General features: G+C 62.6%; 13 protein-coding genes. 8 read left to right on the top strand and 5 right to left on the bottom strand.

The genetic code is table 11. From position 1 onward, the window contains the following. The first annotated feature begins 16 nt into the window (after positions 1-16). The 5 genes from sufB (at position 17) to DYST_RS08980 (ending at position 6,384) form a co-directional block, all read left to right on the top strand. A complete protein-coding gene (gene sufB, locus DYST_RS09000; RefSeq protein ID WP_239951406.1) occupies positions 17-1,498 on the top strand; it encodes a Fe-S cluster assembly protein SufB in 1,482 nt (493 codons plus the stop codon). 82 nt (positions 1,499-1,580) lie between these two features. After that, the gene (gene sufC / locus DYST_RS08995) at positions 1,581-2,351 is read left to right on the top strand and encodes a Fe-S cluster assembly ATPase SufC (protein WP_199046533.1); all 771 of its coding nucleotides are present in this window, start codon (positions 1,581-1,583) and stop codon (positions 2,349-2,351) included. Next, a complete protein-coding gene (sufD, locus tag DYST_RS08990; protein WP_239951405.1) occupies positions 2,348-3,667 on the top strand; it encodes a Fe-S cluster assembly protein SufD in 1,320 nt (439 codons plus the stop codon). Before sufC ends, sufD begins: the two co-directional genes overlap by 4 nt. Positions 3,668-3,702: 35 nt before the next feature. Next, positions 3,703-4,950 (top strand): cysteine desulfurase, encoded by a 1,248-nt coding sequence (locus DYST_RS08985; protein WP_102301331.1) that lies wholly within the window; start codon positions 3,703-3,705, stop codon positions 4,948-4,950. A 42-nt stretch (positions 4,951-4,992) separates the two neighbouring features. After that, the gene (locus DYST_RS08980) at positions 4,993-6,384 is read left to right on the top strand and encodes a pyridoxal phosphate-dependent decarboxylase family protein (RefSeq protein WP_239951404.1); all 1,392 of its coding nucleotides are present in this window, start codon (positions 4,993-4,995) and stop codon (positions 6,382-6,384) included. A 24-nt stretch (positions 6,385-6,408) separates the two neighbouring features. On the opposite strand, the gene DYST_RS08975 is transcribed toward DYST_RS08980, so the two are convergent. Then, on the bottom strand, positions 6,409-6,678 hold the full coding sequence (locus DYST_RS08975) for a putative hemolysin (protein ID WP_239951403.1): 270 nt from the start codon (positions 6,676-6,678) through the stop codon (positions 6,409-6,411). A gap of 147 nt (positions 6,679-6,825) precedes the next feature. On the opposite strand from DYST_RS08975, the gene DYST_RS08970 reads away from it, so the two are divergent. Next, positions 6,826-7,824: a TPM domain-containing protein gene (locus DYST_RS08970; RefSeq protein ID WP_239951402.1), complete on the top strand. Its 999-nt coding sequence runs from the start codon at positions 6,826-6,828 to the stop codon at positions 7,822-7,824. A gap of 675 nt (positions 7,825-8,499) precedes the next feature. Next, positions 8,500-9,078, top strand: coding sequence for a hypothetical protein (locus DYST_RS08965; protein WP_102301335.1), 579 nt, complete (start codon positions 8,500-8,502; stop codon positions 9,076-9,078). 175 nt (positions 9,079-9,253) lie between these two features. Here the strand turns inward: DYST_RS08965 and DYST_RS08960 are convergent, their stop codons facing one another. Further along, positions 9,254-11,293, bottom strand: a complete 2,040-nt coding sequence (locus DYST_RS08960) for a M13 family metallopeptidase (RefSeq protein ID WP_239951401.1) — start codon at positions 11,291-11,293, stop codon at positions 9,254-9,256. Between the two features lie 144 nt (positions 11,294-11,437). Then, positions 11,438-12,073, bottom strand: a complete 636-nt coding sequence (locus DYST_RS08955) for a helix-turn-helix transcriptional regulator (protein ID WP_239951400.1) — start codon at positions 12,071-12,073, stop codon at positions 11,438-11,440. 89 nt (positions 12,074-12,162) lie between these two features. Between DYST_RS08955 and DYST_RS08950 the strand changes: the two genes are divergently transcribed. Further along, positions 12,163-13,563 (top strand): MFS transporter, encoded by a 1,401-nt coding sequence (locus tag DYST_RS08950; protein ID WP_239951399.1) that lies wholly within the window; start codon positions 12,163-12,165, stop codon positions 13,561-13,563. A 42-nt stretch (positions 13,564-13,605) separates the two neighbouring features. Here the strand turns inward: DYST_RS08950 and DYST_RS08945 are convergent, their stop codons facing one another. Next, positions 13,606-14,964 (bottom strand): sensor histidine kinase, encoded by a 1,359-nt coding sequence (locus DYST_RS08945; protein WP_239951398.1) that lies wholly within the window; start codon positions 14,962-14,964, stop codon positions 13,606-13,608. Then, a complete protein-coding gene (locus DYST_RS08940; protein ID WP_239951396.1) occupies positions 14,951-15,628 on the bottom strand; it encodes a response regulator transcription factor in 678 nt (225 codons plus the stop codon). Before DYST_RS08940 ends, DYST_RS08945 begins: the two co-directional genes overlap by 14 nt. Positions 15,629-15,757 lie beyond the last annotated feature (129 nt).

Here is a 15,757-nt window from a genome sequence, read left to right as displayed (position 1 = left end):
CGACACGAAGAATGCCATGACTACCGAAACCACCGAACGCAGTGATCTTTCCGCCACGACACTTCGCGACAACGCTGAAGTTGCCGAAGCGCTGGGTCGTCGCTACGAAGCCGGTTTCACCACGGACATCGAGACGGAATATTTGCCGGTCGGCCTGTCCGAAGACATCGTGCGTCAGCTTTCCGCACTCAAGAAAGAGCCGGAGTGGATGACCGAATGGCGTTTGAAGGCGTATCGCCATTGGCTCACCATGCCCACGCCCGATTGGGCCAAGCTCAATCTGTCGCCCATCGATTACCAGTCCATCAGCTATTACGCCGCGCCGAAATCCGGCCCGAAATCGCTGGACGAGGTGGACCCGAAACTGCTGGAAACCTACGACAAGCTCGGCGTGCCGCTGCACGAGCGCGCCAAGCTCGCGGGTGTGGCGGTCGACGCCGTGTTCGACTCGGTGTCGGTGGGTACTACCTTCCGCAAGGAACTGGCCGAGGCGGGCGTGATCTTCTGCTCCATGAGCGAGGCCATCCGCGAACATCCTGAGCTGGTGCAGCAGTACCTCGGCAGCGTGGTTCCCGTGGGCGACAATTATTTTGCCGCGCTCAACTCCGCCGTGTTCTCCGATGGCTCGTTCGTGTTCATCCCCAAGGGCGTGCGTTGCCCGATGGAGCTGTCCACCTATTTCCGTATCAATGCGATCAACACCGGGCAGTTCGAGCGCACGTTGATCGTGTGCGAAGACGGCGCCTACGTGTCGTATCTGGAAGGCTGTACCGCGCCGATGCGCGACGAAAACCAGTTGCATGCGGCTGTCGTTGAACTGGTCGCGCTGGAAAAAGCGCAGATCAAGTATTCGACCGTACAGAATTGGTACCCAGGCGATGAGAATGGCGTCGGCGGTATCTATAACTTCGTCACCAAGCGCGGCGACTGCCGCGGCAACGATTCGAAGATCTCGTGGACGCAGGTGGAAACCGGCTCGGCCATCACCTGGAAGTACCCCAGCTGCGTGCTGCGTGGTGATCGCTCGGTAGGCGAGTTCTACTCGGTCGCGCTGACGCATCATCACCAGCAGGCCGACACCGGCACCAAGATGATCCACATCGGCAAGGGCACCAAGTCGAAGATCGTCTCCAAAGGTATCAGTGCCGGGCGTAGCTCCAACAGCTATCGCGGCCTGGTCAAGGTGGAGAAGGGTGCTGAGGGCGCGCGTAACTACACGCAGTGCGACAGCCTGCTGATCGGCAAGAAGTGCGGCGCTCACACCTTCCCGTATATGGAGGTGAAGAACCCGACCGCCATTGTCGAGCATGAAGCCACCACCTCCAAGATTTCCGATGACCAGCTGTTCTACTGCCGTAGCCGCGGCATCGGCGAGGAAGACGCTGTGTCGATGATCGTCGATGGCTTCTGCAAGCAAGTCTTCCGCGAACTGCCGATGGAGTTCGCGGTGGAAGCGAAGAAGCTGCTCGAAGTGTCGCTGGAAGGCGCGGTCGGCTGATCCCGCTTCGCGCGATCACGGCAAGCCCAAACCCACCATTTGAAACTGCGACGCCACGGCGCCGCCAACTGAAGAAACCACCATGCTGAAGATCGAGAACCTGCACGCCCGCGTCGAGGGCAAGGACATCCTTAAGGGCCTCACGCTTACCGTGAACCCGGGCGAGGTGCACGCGATCATGGGGCCCAACGGCGCCGGTAAGTCCACCCTGGGTAACGTACTCTCGGGCCGAGACGGTTACGAAGTGACCGAAGGCACGGTGACCTTCAACGGCGTCGATCTGCTCGCGCTGGAGCCGGAAGCGCGCGCCGCCGCCGGTGTGTTCCTGGCCTTCCAGTATCCGGTGGAAATCCCGGGCGTGAACAACACCTACTTCCTGCGCGCCGCGCTCAATGCGCAGCGCAAGCAGCGCGGCGAGAAGGAACTGGACTCCATGCAGTTCCTCAAGCTGGTGCGCGAGAAGCTGAAAATCATGCAGATCTCCGACGAGCTGCTGCACCGCGCGGTGAACGAAGGTTTCTCGGGTGGCGAGAAGAAGCGCAACGAGATTTTCCAGATGGCCGTGCTGGAGCCGAAGCTGGCGATCCTCGACGAAACCGATTCGGGTCTGGACATCGACGCGCTCAAGCAGGTCGCGCAGGGTGTGAATGCACTGCGTTCGGCCGAACGCGGTTTCCTCGTCATCACGCATTACCAGCGCTTGCTCGATTATATCGAGCCGGATTTCGTACACGTGCTGGCCGACGGCCGCATTGTGCAGAGCGGTGACAAGACGCTGGCGCTGAAGCTGGAAGAGCAGGGCTATGCGTGGGTGAACGACAAGGACCCCGCACTGACTGGAGCCTCAGCATGAGTGAGCCGCAGCGCACGCCCTTCGTCGACTCGCTGCTGGAGGCTGCCGCGCAGGCACGCCTGCCGGGCAGCGGCATCGGCTGGCTGGATGCCGCGCGTCGCGAGAATCTCGAGGCGTTCGCCGCCGGTGGCCTGCCGGACACGCGCATGGAGGCCTGGAAGTACACCGCGCTCCGTGCGCTGGGTCAGCGCCGGTTTGCGCCGGGCGACGCGCAGGCGGCCACGCGTTCCATCGACGTGAAAGATTTTGCCTTGCCCGGTGTCGACGGCCCCTCGCTGGTCTTCGTCAACGGTGTGTTCCGCCCCGATCTGTCGCGCGTCGACCCACTGCCGGAAGGCTTGAGCCTGCAGCCGCTATCGCAGGCACTGCAGAGTGATGCCGAACCGCTGCGCTTCGCCTTGTCACGGCACTATCGCGAGGGCGGTGACGTCTTTGCACGCCTCAACGCGGCGCTGGCCGGCGACGGCGTGGTGTTGCGCGTCGCTGCAGGAATCCACATCAAGCAGGCCGTGCGTCTGCTGTTCATCGGTGCACCGGCTGAAGGCCCGCTGGCATGGCACGTGCGTCATGTGATCGAACTGGGCGAAGGCGCGGAGCTTTCGCTCGTCGAGCAGCATGTGTCGTCCGGCGCACAGCAAGACCTGGGTACGCAGGTGGCCGACATCGTGCTGCGTCAGGGTGCCAAGTTGCGCCATGTGACGTTGCAGGACGCGTCGGAGGGCAGCACGCTGGTGCGCCACGACAGCATTCACCTCGATGCAGATGCGCACGCGGCGCTGTACGCGATGGAACTCGGCGGTTCGCTGGTGCGCCATGACCTGCATGCCGTGCTGGCGGGCGACAAGTCGCGGCTGGATACGCGCGGCGTGTTCACGCTGCGCGGGCGGCAGCACATGGATACGCAGATGTCGATTCGTCACCAGGCGTTGAATACGACGTCCGAATCGGTATGGCGGGGCGTAGCTGACGAGCGTTCGCGCGGCGTATTCCGCGGCGCCATCGTGGTGGCCGCGGGCGCGGATGGCAGCGATGCCAGCCTCAGCAGCAAGAATCTCTTGTTGTCCGGCCAGGCCGAGATCGATACCAAACCCGAGTTGGAAATCTACGCGGATGAAGTGAAGGCTGCGCACGGCGCCACCGTTGGCCAGCTTGACGAGCGTTCGCTGTTTTACCTGCGCTCGCGTGGCATTCCGTTGGCCGAAGCGCGCGCCATGCTCACGGCAGCGTTCTGCCGCGCTGTGTTCGGCGGGCTGGCGGACGATGGGCTGCGCGAACACATCAACACGCAGCTGATGGCACACCTTCCCTCCGCCTGAGCGGCGAGCGACGGCATCTTGGCGAAAGGATCACGATGAACGCACAGACCCGACCGAGCCCCACCGTTTTCGACGTGCAGCGCGTCCGCGCGGACTTCCCGCTGCTGTCGCGCACCGTGCACGACAAGCCGCTGATCTATTTCGACAACGCGAATACGAGCCAGAAGCCGTTGAGCGTGATCGAAGCGGTGGACCAGCACTACCGGTTGCGCAACGCCAACGTGTCGCGCGCCGTGCACTTGCTCGGCGAGGAAGCCACCGCGGCCTACGAAGGTTCCCGCGATAAGCTGGCGCGCTTCGTCAATGCGACGTCGCGCAACGAGGTGATCCTCACCTCGGGCACGACGCAGGCTATGAACCTGATCGCCTACAGCTATGCGATGCCGCGTCTGAAAGAAGGCGACAGCATCCTCACCACGGTGATGGAACATCACGCCAACATCGTGCCGTGGCAGATCGTCGCCTCGCGCACGGGTGCGACCGTGAAGGCCGCACCTATCGACGATCGCGGCGAACTGATCCTCGAGAAATACTTCGAGATGCTCACGCCCGACGTGAAGCTGGCTTGTGTCACGCACGTGTCCAACGTGCTGGGCACGGTCAACCCCGTGCGTGAAATTGCCCGCGAATGCCGCAAGCGCGGCATCCCGCTGGTGGTGGATGGTTCACAGGCTGTGCCGCACCGCCCGGTAGACGTGCAGGCGATCGGTTGCGACTTCTATGCCTTCACCGGTCACAAGATGCTTTCGCCCACCGGCACCGGTGCGTTGTGGGCGCGCAAGGAGCATCTCGAAGCCATGCCGCCGTTCTTCGGCGGCGGTGAGATGATCCGCGAGGTCAGTTTCTCCGGCACCACCTTCGCCGCCCCGCCGCACAAGTTCGAGGCGGGTACGCCGAATATCGCTGGCTTCGCCGGTGTGGGTGCTGCCATCGATTACTACGATTCGATCGGCTTCGACGCCATCCACGCGTGGGAGCAGCAGTTGCTTGCCTACACGACGGAGCGGCTGCGGGATATTCCCGGCCTGCGCCTGTTCGGCGAAGCGCTGGACAAGGAGCCGGTTATTTCCTTCCTGATCGAGGGTGCGCAGGCTACGGATCTCGCTACGCTGTTGGATCTGCAGGGCGTGGCTGTGCGCTCGGGTCACCATTGCGCCCATCCGCTGATGCAGTTCTTCAAAGTGCCAGCCACGCTGCGCGCCTCGCTCGCGTTCTACAACACGCGCGAGGAAGTGGATGCATTCATCACGGCGTTGCTGAAGGTGCGCAAGCTGCTGATGTAAGCGCAGCAAGGGCAGGGATGTCACTGGCTACGAAGGAATCGCATGCACACGCACCTGAAGAATGACCTCGCCGCGATGGACGCGATCCTCGATCGCGCGCGCGAGCTAGCAGGCGCCTACCTTGATGGACTCGACCAGCGGCCCGTGGCGGCCAGCCTGCCGCGCGACGTGTCCGCGCATGTTGTGCTGCCCGAGCAGGGAATGGGTGCACTCGAAGCGTTGGAACAGTTCCACCGAGACTACGATGCGATGCTCTCGGGTAGCCCAGGAGCGCGGTACTTCGGTTTCGTGACCGGCGGCGGCACGCCTGCGGCGCTCGCGGCCGACTGGTTGGTCAGCACGTACGACCAGAACACGCAGCGCAACGGCGACACCTGCGCGTCAGTGATCGAGTTGCAGGCGGTGGATATGCTGCGGCAGTTGCTCGACTGGCCTTCGGCCTGGACGGGCACCTGCGTGACCGGCGCCACCATGGCCAATTACGTTGGCATGGCGATGGCAAGGCAATGGGTGGGGCACGAGTACGGTCGCGACGTCGCTGCGGAGGGCTTACACGGCCTGCCGCCGGTGCCGGTGTTCGCGGGCAGTGCACATTCGAGCACGCTCAAGGCGTTGAGCATGGCGGGCATGGGTCGCCATGCCATCCATGTGATTCCCCAGCAGGATGGTCGTGAGGCTTTGCGGGTAGATGAGCTCGCACGACTGCTGCGCGAGCGTGGCGACCAGCCGAGCATCGTGGTCGCGAGTGCAGGTACGGTAAATACGGTCGATTTCGATGATCTGGCCGCGTTGGCAGAACTCAAGCGGCAGCATCGTTTCTGGCTGCATGTGGATGCGGCGTTCGGTGGCGTGGCCGCGGCATCAGTGCCTCGGCGTACGCTGATGGCGGGCATCGAAGCGGCGGACTCGGTGACGGTGGATGCGCACAAATGGCTTAACGTGCCTTACGACTGTGCCATTGCCTACACCGCGCACCTGCCGCTGCAGTTGGAAGTCTTTCAGAACCATTCGGCCTACTTGCCCGTGCCTGAGCCGATACCCGATCACTTCCTACACCTTGCGCCGGAGAACTCACGACGCTTCCGCGCGCTTCCCTTGTGGATGACCCTGCAGGCCTACGGCCGCGATGGTTACGCTGAGATGGTCGAGCGCAACTGTGGGGCGGCGAAGCGACTGGGCGAACTGATCGCGGGTGATCCACGCTGGCGCCTGGCGGCACCCGTGCGGCTCAACGTGGTGTGCTTCGCGCCAGTGGATGCAAATGCAGCGGCCATTGCCCGCCTGCAGAAGGCATTGCATGCCGATGGTACGGCTTATGTATCGCCATCGTCCCTGCATGGCCAACCTATCCTGCGCGCAGCGATCTGCAACTGGCGCACGACCATGGACGATGTCGACCGGACGTTTGAAGCGCTGCAGCGGCTGCTGCCCTAACTCATTCACCGTGTTGTCTTTGCGTCACGGCTTCTTGTCGGGCATCACGCATTGGTTATCGCGAAACAAAGCCCATTCCTCGCACTGCCTGCCATCTTGGAATACGCAGATGCCGCTGACGTTGCCTGCCATGTCCTGCCGCAGGTCGAGCTTGCCGCCCTGCTTGATGCAGGCCACGGAGGCCGGGTTGGCCATGCCGATGGATGGCTTCGTATCGTTGTGCTCTGGCGTCGGCGATGACGTGGCGCAGGCCGACAAGGCGAGAACGAGCAGCGTTGCGGCAATGATTTTCATAGAGTGTTCTGAGGAAGGGGCGTTGCGCGACTATAGTCCCGCCAATGGAACGTATCACCCGGATGCATCTGAAGTTCTGCCGAGGCAGCGGTATGCTTGGCGCGTTCACTGGCACGCATGGAAATGGATGACATGGAGCAAGTTGCCTTGAAAATCTCTACGTTTCGCCATGTACGGCATGTTTTTGGCGTGCTGTTGCTGATGCTGGCTTTCCAGCTTCACGCCACCGATGTGCCGGCCTTGCAGGGGCGAGTGAACGACGATGCTCACGTGCTGGGCAAGGATGCGTCCGCTATCGAGGCGAAGCTGGCGGCGCACGAACAGCGCACCGGCGAGCAGGTGGTGGTGCTGACGGTCCGCAGCCTGGACGGGCAGGACATCGAAAGCTACGCCAACGACGTGTTCGCGCAGTGGAAGCTGGGCCAGAAGGGCGTGGACAACGGTGTCCTGATCGTTGTGGCTGTAGATGACCACCGCATGCGCATCGAAGTGGGTTACGGGCTGGAAGGCACGCTTACCGACTTGGCTAGTTCGCACATTATCCGTGAGCGCATGCGGCCGCATTTCGCGGATGGCGACTATGTCGCTGGCGTCGAATCGGGTGTGGACGGTGTACTGGGCGTCCTCGATGGGGATGCATCCGCAGCGGCAGCGCCGCCGCAGGAAACGCCGAATCAGGTGATCGCGCGCATGGGCTTTTGGAAGTCCGGCGCCGGCTGGTTCATGGTGGGTGTGCTGTTGTTCTGCTTGCTGTTCGCGTGGATGTCGAAGGAAGGCGGAAGCTGGTGGATGCTGTTCCTGCTTGGGCCGCTCACCTTGCCGCTGTTGCTGCTGGTCTGGCCGTGGTGGGCGGTGGTGCTGGCGTATGCCACGCATGTGCTGGTGGCGATGCTCTGGCGTCGCCGGCGTATGCGCTATGAATACGAGCACGGTGGAACGGGCAAGCGCAAATCCGCCGTCGAAGCATGGCCGCCAACCCTTGGACAGCTGATCACCTGGACCGGTCCTGCTGGCGCTGGCTTGGTGGGTACGGAGAGCCGGAGAAGGCGCGGCGGTTCGGGTAGCAGTAGCTCTGGTTCGTCGTCGTCGGGTTATTCAGGTGGCGGAGGCAGTTCGGGTGGCGGTGGCGCTTCCGGCAGTTGGTGAGCTTCGGAAATAAAAAGTCCGCGAGCATCTGCGCTGTTGCGTGTCTTGCTCGCGTTCTATAACGCCTGCGAACAAGTTGATGCGTACATCACGGCATTGATGGAAATGCGCAAGCGACTGGTGTGATTGCCTGTCGCACTCTTGGGGGGGCGCATGAGTGCGTAGGAATACGGTGAAGTGGTTGGTAATTTCCCCCGTCATGGTTGCTACGATCTTCGGCATCTCCGTCTGTGATGCCCATGTTCAACGTCAGTGGATGCGCATACGGTGATGGTGGATATCCACGTAGCGGCGACTGGGCGTTAACGCATCCTGTGCTCTGCTAGTGAGTGTGCCCCAGAGGATGTTGGGCATAAGGGGCGTCAGAGATATCCGGGTTCGTTCGTCTCGTCATCAGAGACGTCCAAATATTGTTTGCGTTTGAGATCCACGGTTTTCGCCCTGGGCTTTGGCTTGCGCCATTCCGTGGGGAAATTGCATCGTGATTGATTCAACGTTGCACGGTGTTCTCTTTCGCTTCTGGTGGGTGAGCGCGTCATGCCTGTCCGCTTGCATCTGCGCGCCAGTCGCTTGGTTTGGGTCGACACTTAATGTGGAAAGGTGAGCGCGGCCGAGTTGTCGCAGGGTTGGTAATGGGCAAGTGATCGAATATTTCCCTTCGCTGGAGGTGCTGTCATGAGTACTTTTGCGATTCGAGGTTTCTTCCGATCCATGATCGTTGGTGCAGTTTCTCTCGTGGTGGGGTTGCTGGCCATGGGTTTCGCTCCTGTTGCGAATGCGGCTGTCTTGGAGGTGCTGTGTACGGGCTCCACAGCCTATACGTTCACTCCCGGAATAATCGATACGGAGCGAACGGTACAATTCGCAGCTACGCAAAATCTCACCGGTTGTCCGGTAAAGATCGGTGTGCCATCCAACTTGAATGGTGGAACATCCACGGTGCAGGGGAATTTTCTTGTGGACTGTGACATCGCGGCGACTCTCCAGCCGACGAACACAACGGAAACCTACTACTGGAGCAACGGCAGCCAGAGTGTGGTGAATTACACGGAGGTGGTGGATGCGATCGCCGTTGATGGAACGTTGACAGCGACATTCACGGGGACGGTGATGTCCGGTGTTGGTGGGGGGAGTACCGCTACCCTGGTGGTGGTCTTGCCAGACTTTCAGGATATTGTGGACGGCGCCTGCTTCACTCCGCAGGGTGTGACGAGTTTGTCGGGCACCGTGACGCTAAATATTCTCAGCTTGTAGTTGCCAACCTTTGTTACTGCGACGCATCGCTCTCACGAGCGAGGGATGATCGGTGCCTCGTGAGCTCACTCCAAATGCGGCTGGCTGGGCATGATTGGCGAGCCACGCTTTACGCAGAAAACAAAACGCCGCGGTATGACCGCGGCGTTTTGTTTCAGACGATCGGTAACGATGGTTACCAGATCTTCACTTGCTTATCGGCCGGGCGGACCATGGTGTCACCGGCCTTGCATTGGAATGCCTGCGCGAACGCCAGCATATTCGAGGGTGCACCAATGGCGCGGAACTGCGCCGGTGCGTGCGGATCGGTGTTGAGCAAGGTGAGTTGTGCCTCTGGACGGATGCTTCCGCGCCATACGCGCGCCCAATTGAGGAAGAAGCGCTGGTCCTGCGTGTAGCCGTCGATCTTCTTCTTCGCTTCGGCCGGGTTGCGGGCGAGCGCCATCTGCAACGCGTCGTACGCGGCGTTGAGGCCACCGAGGTCACCGATGTTCTCGCCCATGGTCAGCTTGCCGTTGACGAACTTGCCAGGCAGCGCTTCGTAGTGGTTGAACTGGTCGGCGAGCAGATCGGTGCGCGCTTCGAAAGCCTTGCGATCTTCGTCGGTCCACCAGTTCACGTTGTTGCCCTGCGCATCGAACTTGCTGCCCTGGTCGTCGTAGCCGTGGCCCATCTCATGGCCGATTACCGCGCCGATGCCGCCGTAGTTGAGTGCATCATCCGCCTTGGCGTCGAAGAACGGCGACTGCAGGATGGCGGCGGGGAACACGATCTCATTCTTCAGCGAGTTGTAATACGCGTTCACCGTTTGCGGCGTCATGCCCCATTCGGTGCGGTCCACCGGCTTGCCGATCTTGCCGATCATGTAGGCGTAGTTGAACTGGTCGGCGGCCTGCACATTCTCGAAGTAGCTGCTGTCGGACTTGATGGTCAGGCCGCTCCAGTCACGCCACTTGTCCGGGTAGCCGATCTTGGGCGTGAAGGTGGCCCACTTCTCCAGCGCTTTCTTCTTGGTGGCGTCGCTCATCCATGGCAAGTTTTCGATGCGCGTCTTGTAGGCGGCGCGCAGATCGCCGACCAATTGTTCAGCACGCGCTTTCGATTCCGGTGAGAAGGTCTGTGTCACATAGAGCTGGCCCAATGCCATGCCCATGCCGCCTTCTACGCTGTCCAGCGTGCGCTTCCAGCGTGACTTCATTTCCTTCTGGCCGTTGAGCGTTTGCGCGTTGAAGGCGAAATCTTCCTGTTGGAATGGCTTGGACAGGTACGGTGACGCCGCGTCGATGGCGTGGAAGCGCAGGTAGGCCTGCCAGTCGTTCACCGGGACGTCGGCCAGCATCTTGTCGAACTCGGCGAAGAATTTCGGCTGTGACAACGAGAAGCCGTCCTTCACATCGGCACCCTGGGCCTTGAAGAACGCAGCCCATTCGAAGTGCGGCGTTACTTTGTCGGCATCGGTGATGCTGATGTAGTGGTAGCGATTTTCCGGCTGGCGCAGTTCGGTGGGCACCAGTGAGGCAGCAGCGAGACGGGTTTCCAGCGCCATCACGGTCTTGGCCTGCTTCTGCGCATCCGCGTCGCTCACGCCGACCAGTTGCAGCGTGCGGGCGATGTGCGCCACGTATTCGGTGCGGATCTTTTCGAAATCCGGCTTGCTGTAGTAGTCGGCGGTTGGCAAGCCCAGGCCACCCTGGTTGGCGTAGGCAATCTGGCGGCTGGAATCCTTGAAGTCCGCGTTGCCATACAAACGGAACGCCACCGGGTTGCCCTTGGCGTAGTTTTCCGTGATGTAGCTTGCGATGTCCTTGCCGCTCTTCAGGCCGTCGATGCGTGCCAGTTCGGGCTTGATGGGATCAAAGCCCGCCTTCTCGATGGCAGCTTCATCCATGCCCGAGGCATAGAAGTAGCCAATCTTCTGCTCGATAGAGCCGGGTTTGGCGGTCGCGGCATCCTTGGCGGCTTTATCCACGATGCCGTGCTGCACATTCAGGCTGTCTTCGCGCAACGCATCGAACGAACCCCAGCGTGTGCGGTCGGCGGGAATCGGGTTGGCGGCGAGCCATTTCGCATTGACGAAGCCGTTGAAGTCGTTACAGACGTTCTTGCCGGTGTCCAGTTCCTTCACGTCGAAGGAGCCGGAGGGGGCGGCCAGTGCAGCGGTGCACAGGCTCAGGCCCACGGCAAGCGCGAGCGGTTTCACAATGCGGTTCTTCATGGAATCTCCCAATAGGGACGCGCTGTGCGCATCCGGTCGTATACACGGGACACGTGGCCCCGATGCTGAGGCTAGGGAGCGACGTCAGTCAGCCGACAGTGTCGAAGGTCATTGTGCGGCGCGATGGCGGGGCGACCGACGGCTTCAGCGGCGGGTGATGCGGTAGGTGCAGCGTCGTCCACCCGTCAGCAGATGCTGTTCACGTGTGACCTGCACTTCCGGGCCGAGCACATCCTGGAACAACATCAGCTCGCTGCGGCAAAAGCCCTGGCACGCGCGGGCCGCCGCGCAGATGGGGCAGTGGTCCTCGATGAGCAGCCAGTCGCGGCCGTCGCGCTCCGCTCGCGCCATGTAGCCTTCGCGTTCGCGCAGTTCGGCCAAGCGCCGAACGCGTTCGCCGGTGGTGCGTGCGCTGCCCAGATGATCGATGTAATGGCGCCGGCTGTCGTCGCGGCGGGCGTCGATCAGGCGGTCGACGCCCGCGTCACCGAACAGTGTGCGCATGGAATCGATCAGCTCGACCGCCAGTTGTGCGTGGGTATCCGGGAAGCGTGCGTGCCCGGCTTGGGTCAGTGCCCAACATTGGCGCGGACGCCCGGCGCCACTGCCGCGCTCGGCTTCGCCGGCGATCAGGCCTGCTTCCGCTAATTTCTGCACCTGCTGGCGCACGGCTTCCGTGGTTAGACCCAGGTCATCGGCCAGCGCCGCAGTGCCTTGCGGGCCGACGGTCTTGAGCTGGAACAGGATGCGTTCGGCTGTGGCCTCGGATCTATTTTCCAAGTTCATTCTTGTTTAATTCCGACCGTCTCGACTAATATGCAAGGACATTCTTGGATATTAGGCGCGCGTGCGCGCACTGTCGAGGTTTCATGTCCACCATCGCCACATCTCCCAGTTGGCGCGAATTGCTCAGCGGCCGCAACGGCACGCGTTGCCTGGCGCTGGCCGGCGGCACCGCATTGCACGCCATCAACATCTACATGGTTACCACGCTGATGCCATCCACCGTGGCCGAGATCGGCGGCATGGCGTACTACGCGTGGAACACCACGCTGTTCGTGATCGCATCCATCGTTGGCGCAAGCGCTGCCGCTCCGCTGGCGCGGCGATGGGGTAGCAAAAACGCCTACCTGTCGTCGTTGATGGCGTTCGTGCTGGGTACGGTCATTTGCGCCATGGCGGGTGACATGCCGACGCTTCTGGCCGGGCGTACGTTGCAGGGTCTTGGCGGCGGCGTACTGGTGTCGCTCGCTTACGTGTTGATTCGCGAAGTGTTCGAGCCAGGGTTGTGGCCGCGGGCGATGGGCCTGGTGTCGGCGATGTGGGGCATTGCCACCTTGTCCGGCCCGGCCATTGGTGGCGTCTTTGCGCAGTGGGGCCACTGGCGCGATGCCTTCTGGTCGCTGCTGCCTGTGGCCGCCGTGCTGGCTGTGGTGGTGATTCGCTGGCTGCCGGCCGGCGCGCGCAGCGACGAGCCGTTCCGCTTGCCTGGCCTGCGCCTGCTGTTGCTGACGTTATCGGCGCTGGTCATTTCGTTGGCCAGCCTCAGCCATGCTGCTATGTGGCAGGTGCTGGGTGTCGCCGCTGGCTTGTTGCTGGCGGCGCCCATTGCGTGGCTGGATCGGCGCGCTTCGTTGCGCCTGCTGCCTGCGCTGGCCTACCAGCCATCCCGGCTTCGCGCGATCTACGCGGTCATGGCCGCGCTGGTGATTGGCAGTAACGCCGAGATCTTTGTGCCGTATTTCCTGCAGGTCGTGCACGGGCACGGGCCGCTGGCGGCCGGCTATCTCACCGCGGTGATGGCGGGAGGGTGGAGCTTTGGATCCATGATCAGCGCCGGACGTGGCGCGCGCTTCGCGGCCTGGGCCATGCGCAGCGGCCCATGGTTGATGGCCTTGGCGCTCGTATGGCTTGGCCTGATGTTGCGACAGACGCAGGGCTTTGCCGATGGCATCGGGCTGGCACTGCTGTGCATGGCGATGGCGGGCGTGGGTCTTGGCATCGGCCTGGCCTGGCCGCATTTGCTGAGCAGCCTGCTGTCCAGCGTGCCCGCCGAGGACGGCGCACTCGCTTCCGCCTCCATTTCCACGGTGCAGTTGTATGCGATGGCGTTGGGTGCGGCGATGGCTGGTCTCATCGTCAATGCCGCAGGTTTGAGTGATCCGGGTGGTCTGGAAGGCGCACGCCGCGCCGTTCCCTGGCTGTTCGGCAGTTTTGCCCTGCTGGCACTGGCCGGCCTGCCAGCGGCGCGTCGCGCGGCGGCGCGTTGAACGGTACGCGCAGCGCATGGCGCTGCAATTGGCCCGCGCTGCTCAGGCGGCGAGAGGGAAGTCCAGCTCCACCGTCAGCCCTGGATCCGCATCGCGCAGCGAAAGCTGTATTCCATGCAGGTCAGCGACGGCACTGACCAGCGCCAGGCCCAGGCCACTGCCTGGGGTACTGCGACTGCTGTCCAGGCGCACGAAGCGCCGCAGCACGCGTTCGCGGTCCGCGACGGGAATGCCGGAGCCCGAGTCGGTGACGCGGCCGATGAGGCGATCAGCGCTGCTCTGCAGGTCCAGATGGATGCGTGAACCCGCCGGGGTGTGGTGCAGCGCGTTCTCGATCAGATTGGCCAGCATCTGGGTCAGCAGCGCCTGGTCGCCGCGCAGGCGTCGCCCCGCTTCGATATTCGCCGACAGTTGCTGGCCGAGGTCTTCGGCGACGGGCCGGTAGGTTTCCGCCAGTGCGTCGAACAGTGCGGACAGGTCGAGTTCGTCGAACCCCGAGCGGCGTTGGCGGGACTCCACGCTGGCGATGCGCAACAACGCGCGGAAGGTGGCCAGCAGATCGTCCACCTCGGTAAGCGCGCGTTGCAGGCTGTCGCGCAGCCCCATTTCGTTGGCGTGAGGGTTACTGCCGGACTCCAGGCGCTGGCGCATGCGCATCAGCGGCGTGCGCAGGTCGTGGGCGATGTCGTTGGACACCTGGCGCATCCCGTCCATCAGCACGTGCATGCGGGTGAGCATGCGATGGAAGCGATTGGCCAGCCGGTCGAATTCGTCATTCTTGCCGGAGCGTGCGATGACGAAATCCGCTTCGCCCTCCAGTGCGCGCTCGGCAAGCTCGCCCAGTGCATCGATGCGGCGCATGTAGAGCCAGCCGCTGATGCCGCCGGTCAGGAGCACGAGCAGCAACGCGGAAATGCCGATCTCCAGGAAGCGGCGACTCAGCAACTCGCTCAGCTCCACCACGCTGCGGTTGTCGCTACCGGCAACCAGCCAGCGGCCATCGGGCAGGCGCGTTGCGTAGAGATGTACTTCGTCGGCGTCGCTGTTGTCTTTGCCCAAGGCGCCCTGGAGAGGTACCGTCTGCCAGCCGGCAACGCTCGGGTGGTAACGCAGATTGCCGGCGATGCGGTTGCCAGCGGCATCGGCGAGCAGGTAATAGTCCGGTCCCACCGGCATGACAGCCACGCGCTGGCGGATCTGCATGTCCAGCGTGCGATCTGCCGCCGCCTGAAGCAGGCTGGCCATGTCGGTCTTGACGTTGGCGCGCAGCTGAGCCTCGGCATAGTCGCTGACGCTCCACCATGCGATCCCGAGCAGGGCGGCCACCAATACCGCGAACAACGATGCCTGGATCAGCGTCATGCGGAACGCGGCGGTACGTAAGGGGTTAATCCTCGACACGCAGGCAATACCCGGCGCCGCGCACGGTATGCAGCAACTCCCGCTCGAAGTCGCGATCGATCTTGTTGCGCAAGCGGCTGATGTGCGTCTCGATCACACTGGTCTGCGGATCGAAGTGGAACTCCCATACATGTTCGAGCAGCATGCTGCGTGTCACCACGCGGCCCTGGTGCATCATCAGGTATTCCAGCAGGCGAAATTCCCTGGGCTGCAATTCGAGTGGCTGGCCCGCACGCCGTACCTCGCGCGTGATGCGGTCAAGTTCGAGATCGGCGGCACGTAGTAGCGTCGCATGGTCCGTCATATGCGGCCTGCGCGACAGCGCGGCGAAGCGGGCACGCAGTTCGATCATGGCGAAAGGCTTGGTCAGGTAGTCGTCGGCACCGGCGTTGAGGCCTTCGACGCGATCGTTCACTTCCCCCAGTGCGGAGACCATGAGCACCGGCGTTTCACGGCCGGCATGGCGCAACTCTCGCACCATCGATACGCCGTCGAGGCGGGGCAGCATGCGGTCGACAATGATCACGTCATAGCGTTCGCGCGCAGCCATGGTGAGGCCCGCATAACCGTCATGCGCGCTGTCGATGTGCGTGGCGCTGGCGTGGAGGCCGGCGGCGATGTGCGCGGCGGTCTCGCGGTCATCTTCCACGATAAGGATTCTCATGGGCATCGTTCCAATGGCTTGCCTGTGCATGTGGCTGCGAACGCGAACCACGTCACGCGGTTCCTTACCGATAGGTAAGGCCCCTGCATCTTGCTAGTCATAGCAGTTCCTTAGTGTCTGTTGGATGAC

It is taken from the genome of Dyella terrae, from assembly GCF_022394535.1.
Lineage (GTDB): Bacteria > Pseudomonadota > Gammaproteobacteria > Xanthomonadales > Rhodanobacteraceae > Dyella.
This window is presented reverse-complemented; position numbering and strand designations above follow the sequence as displayed.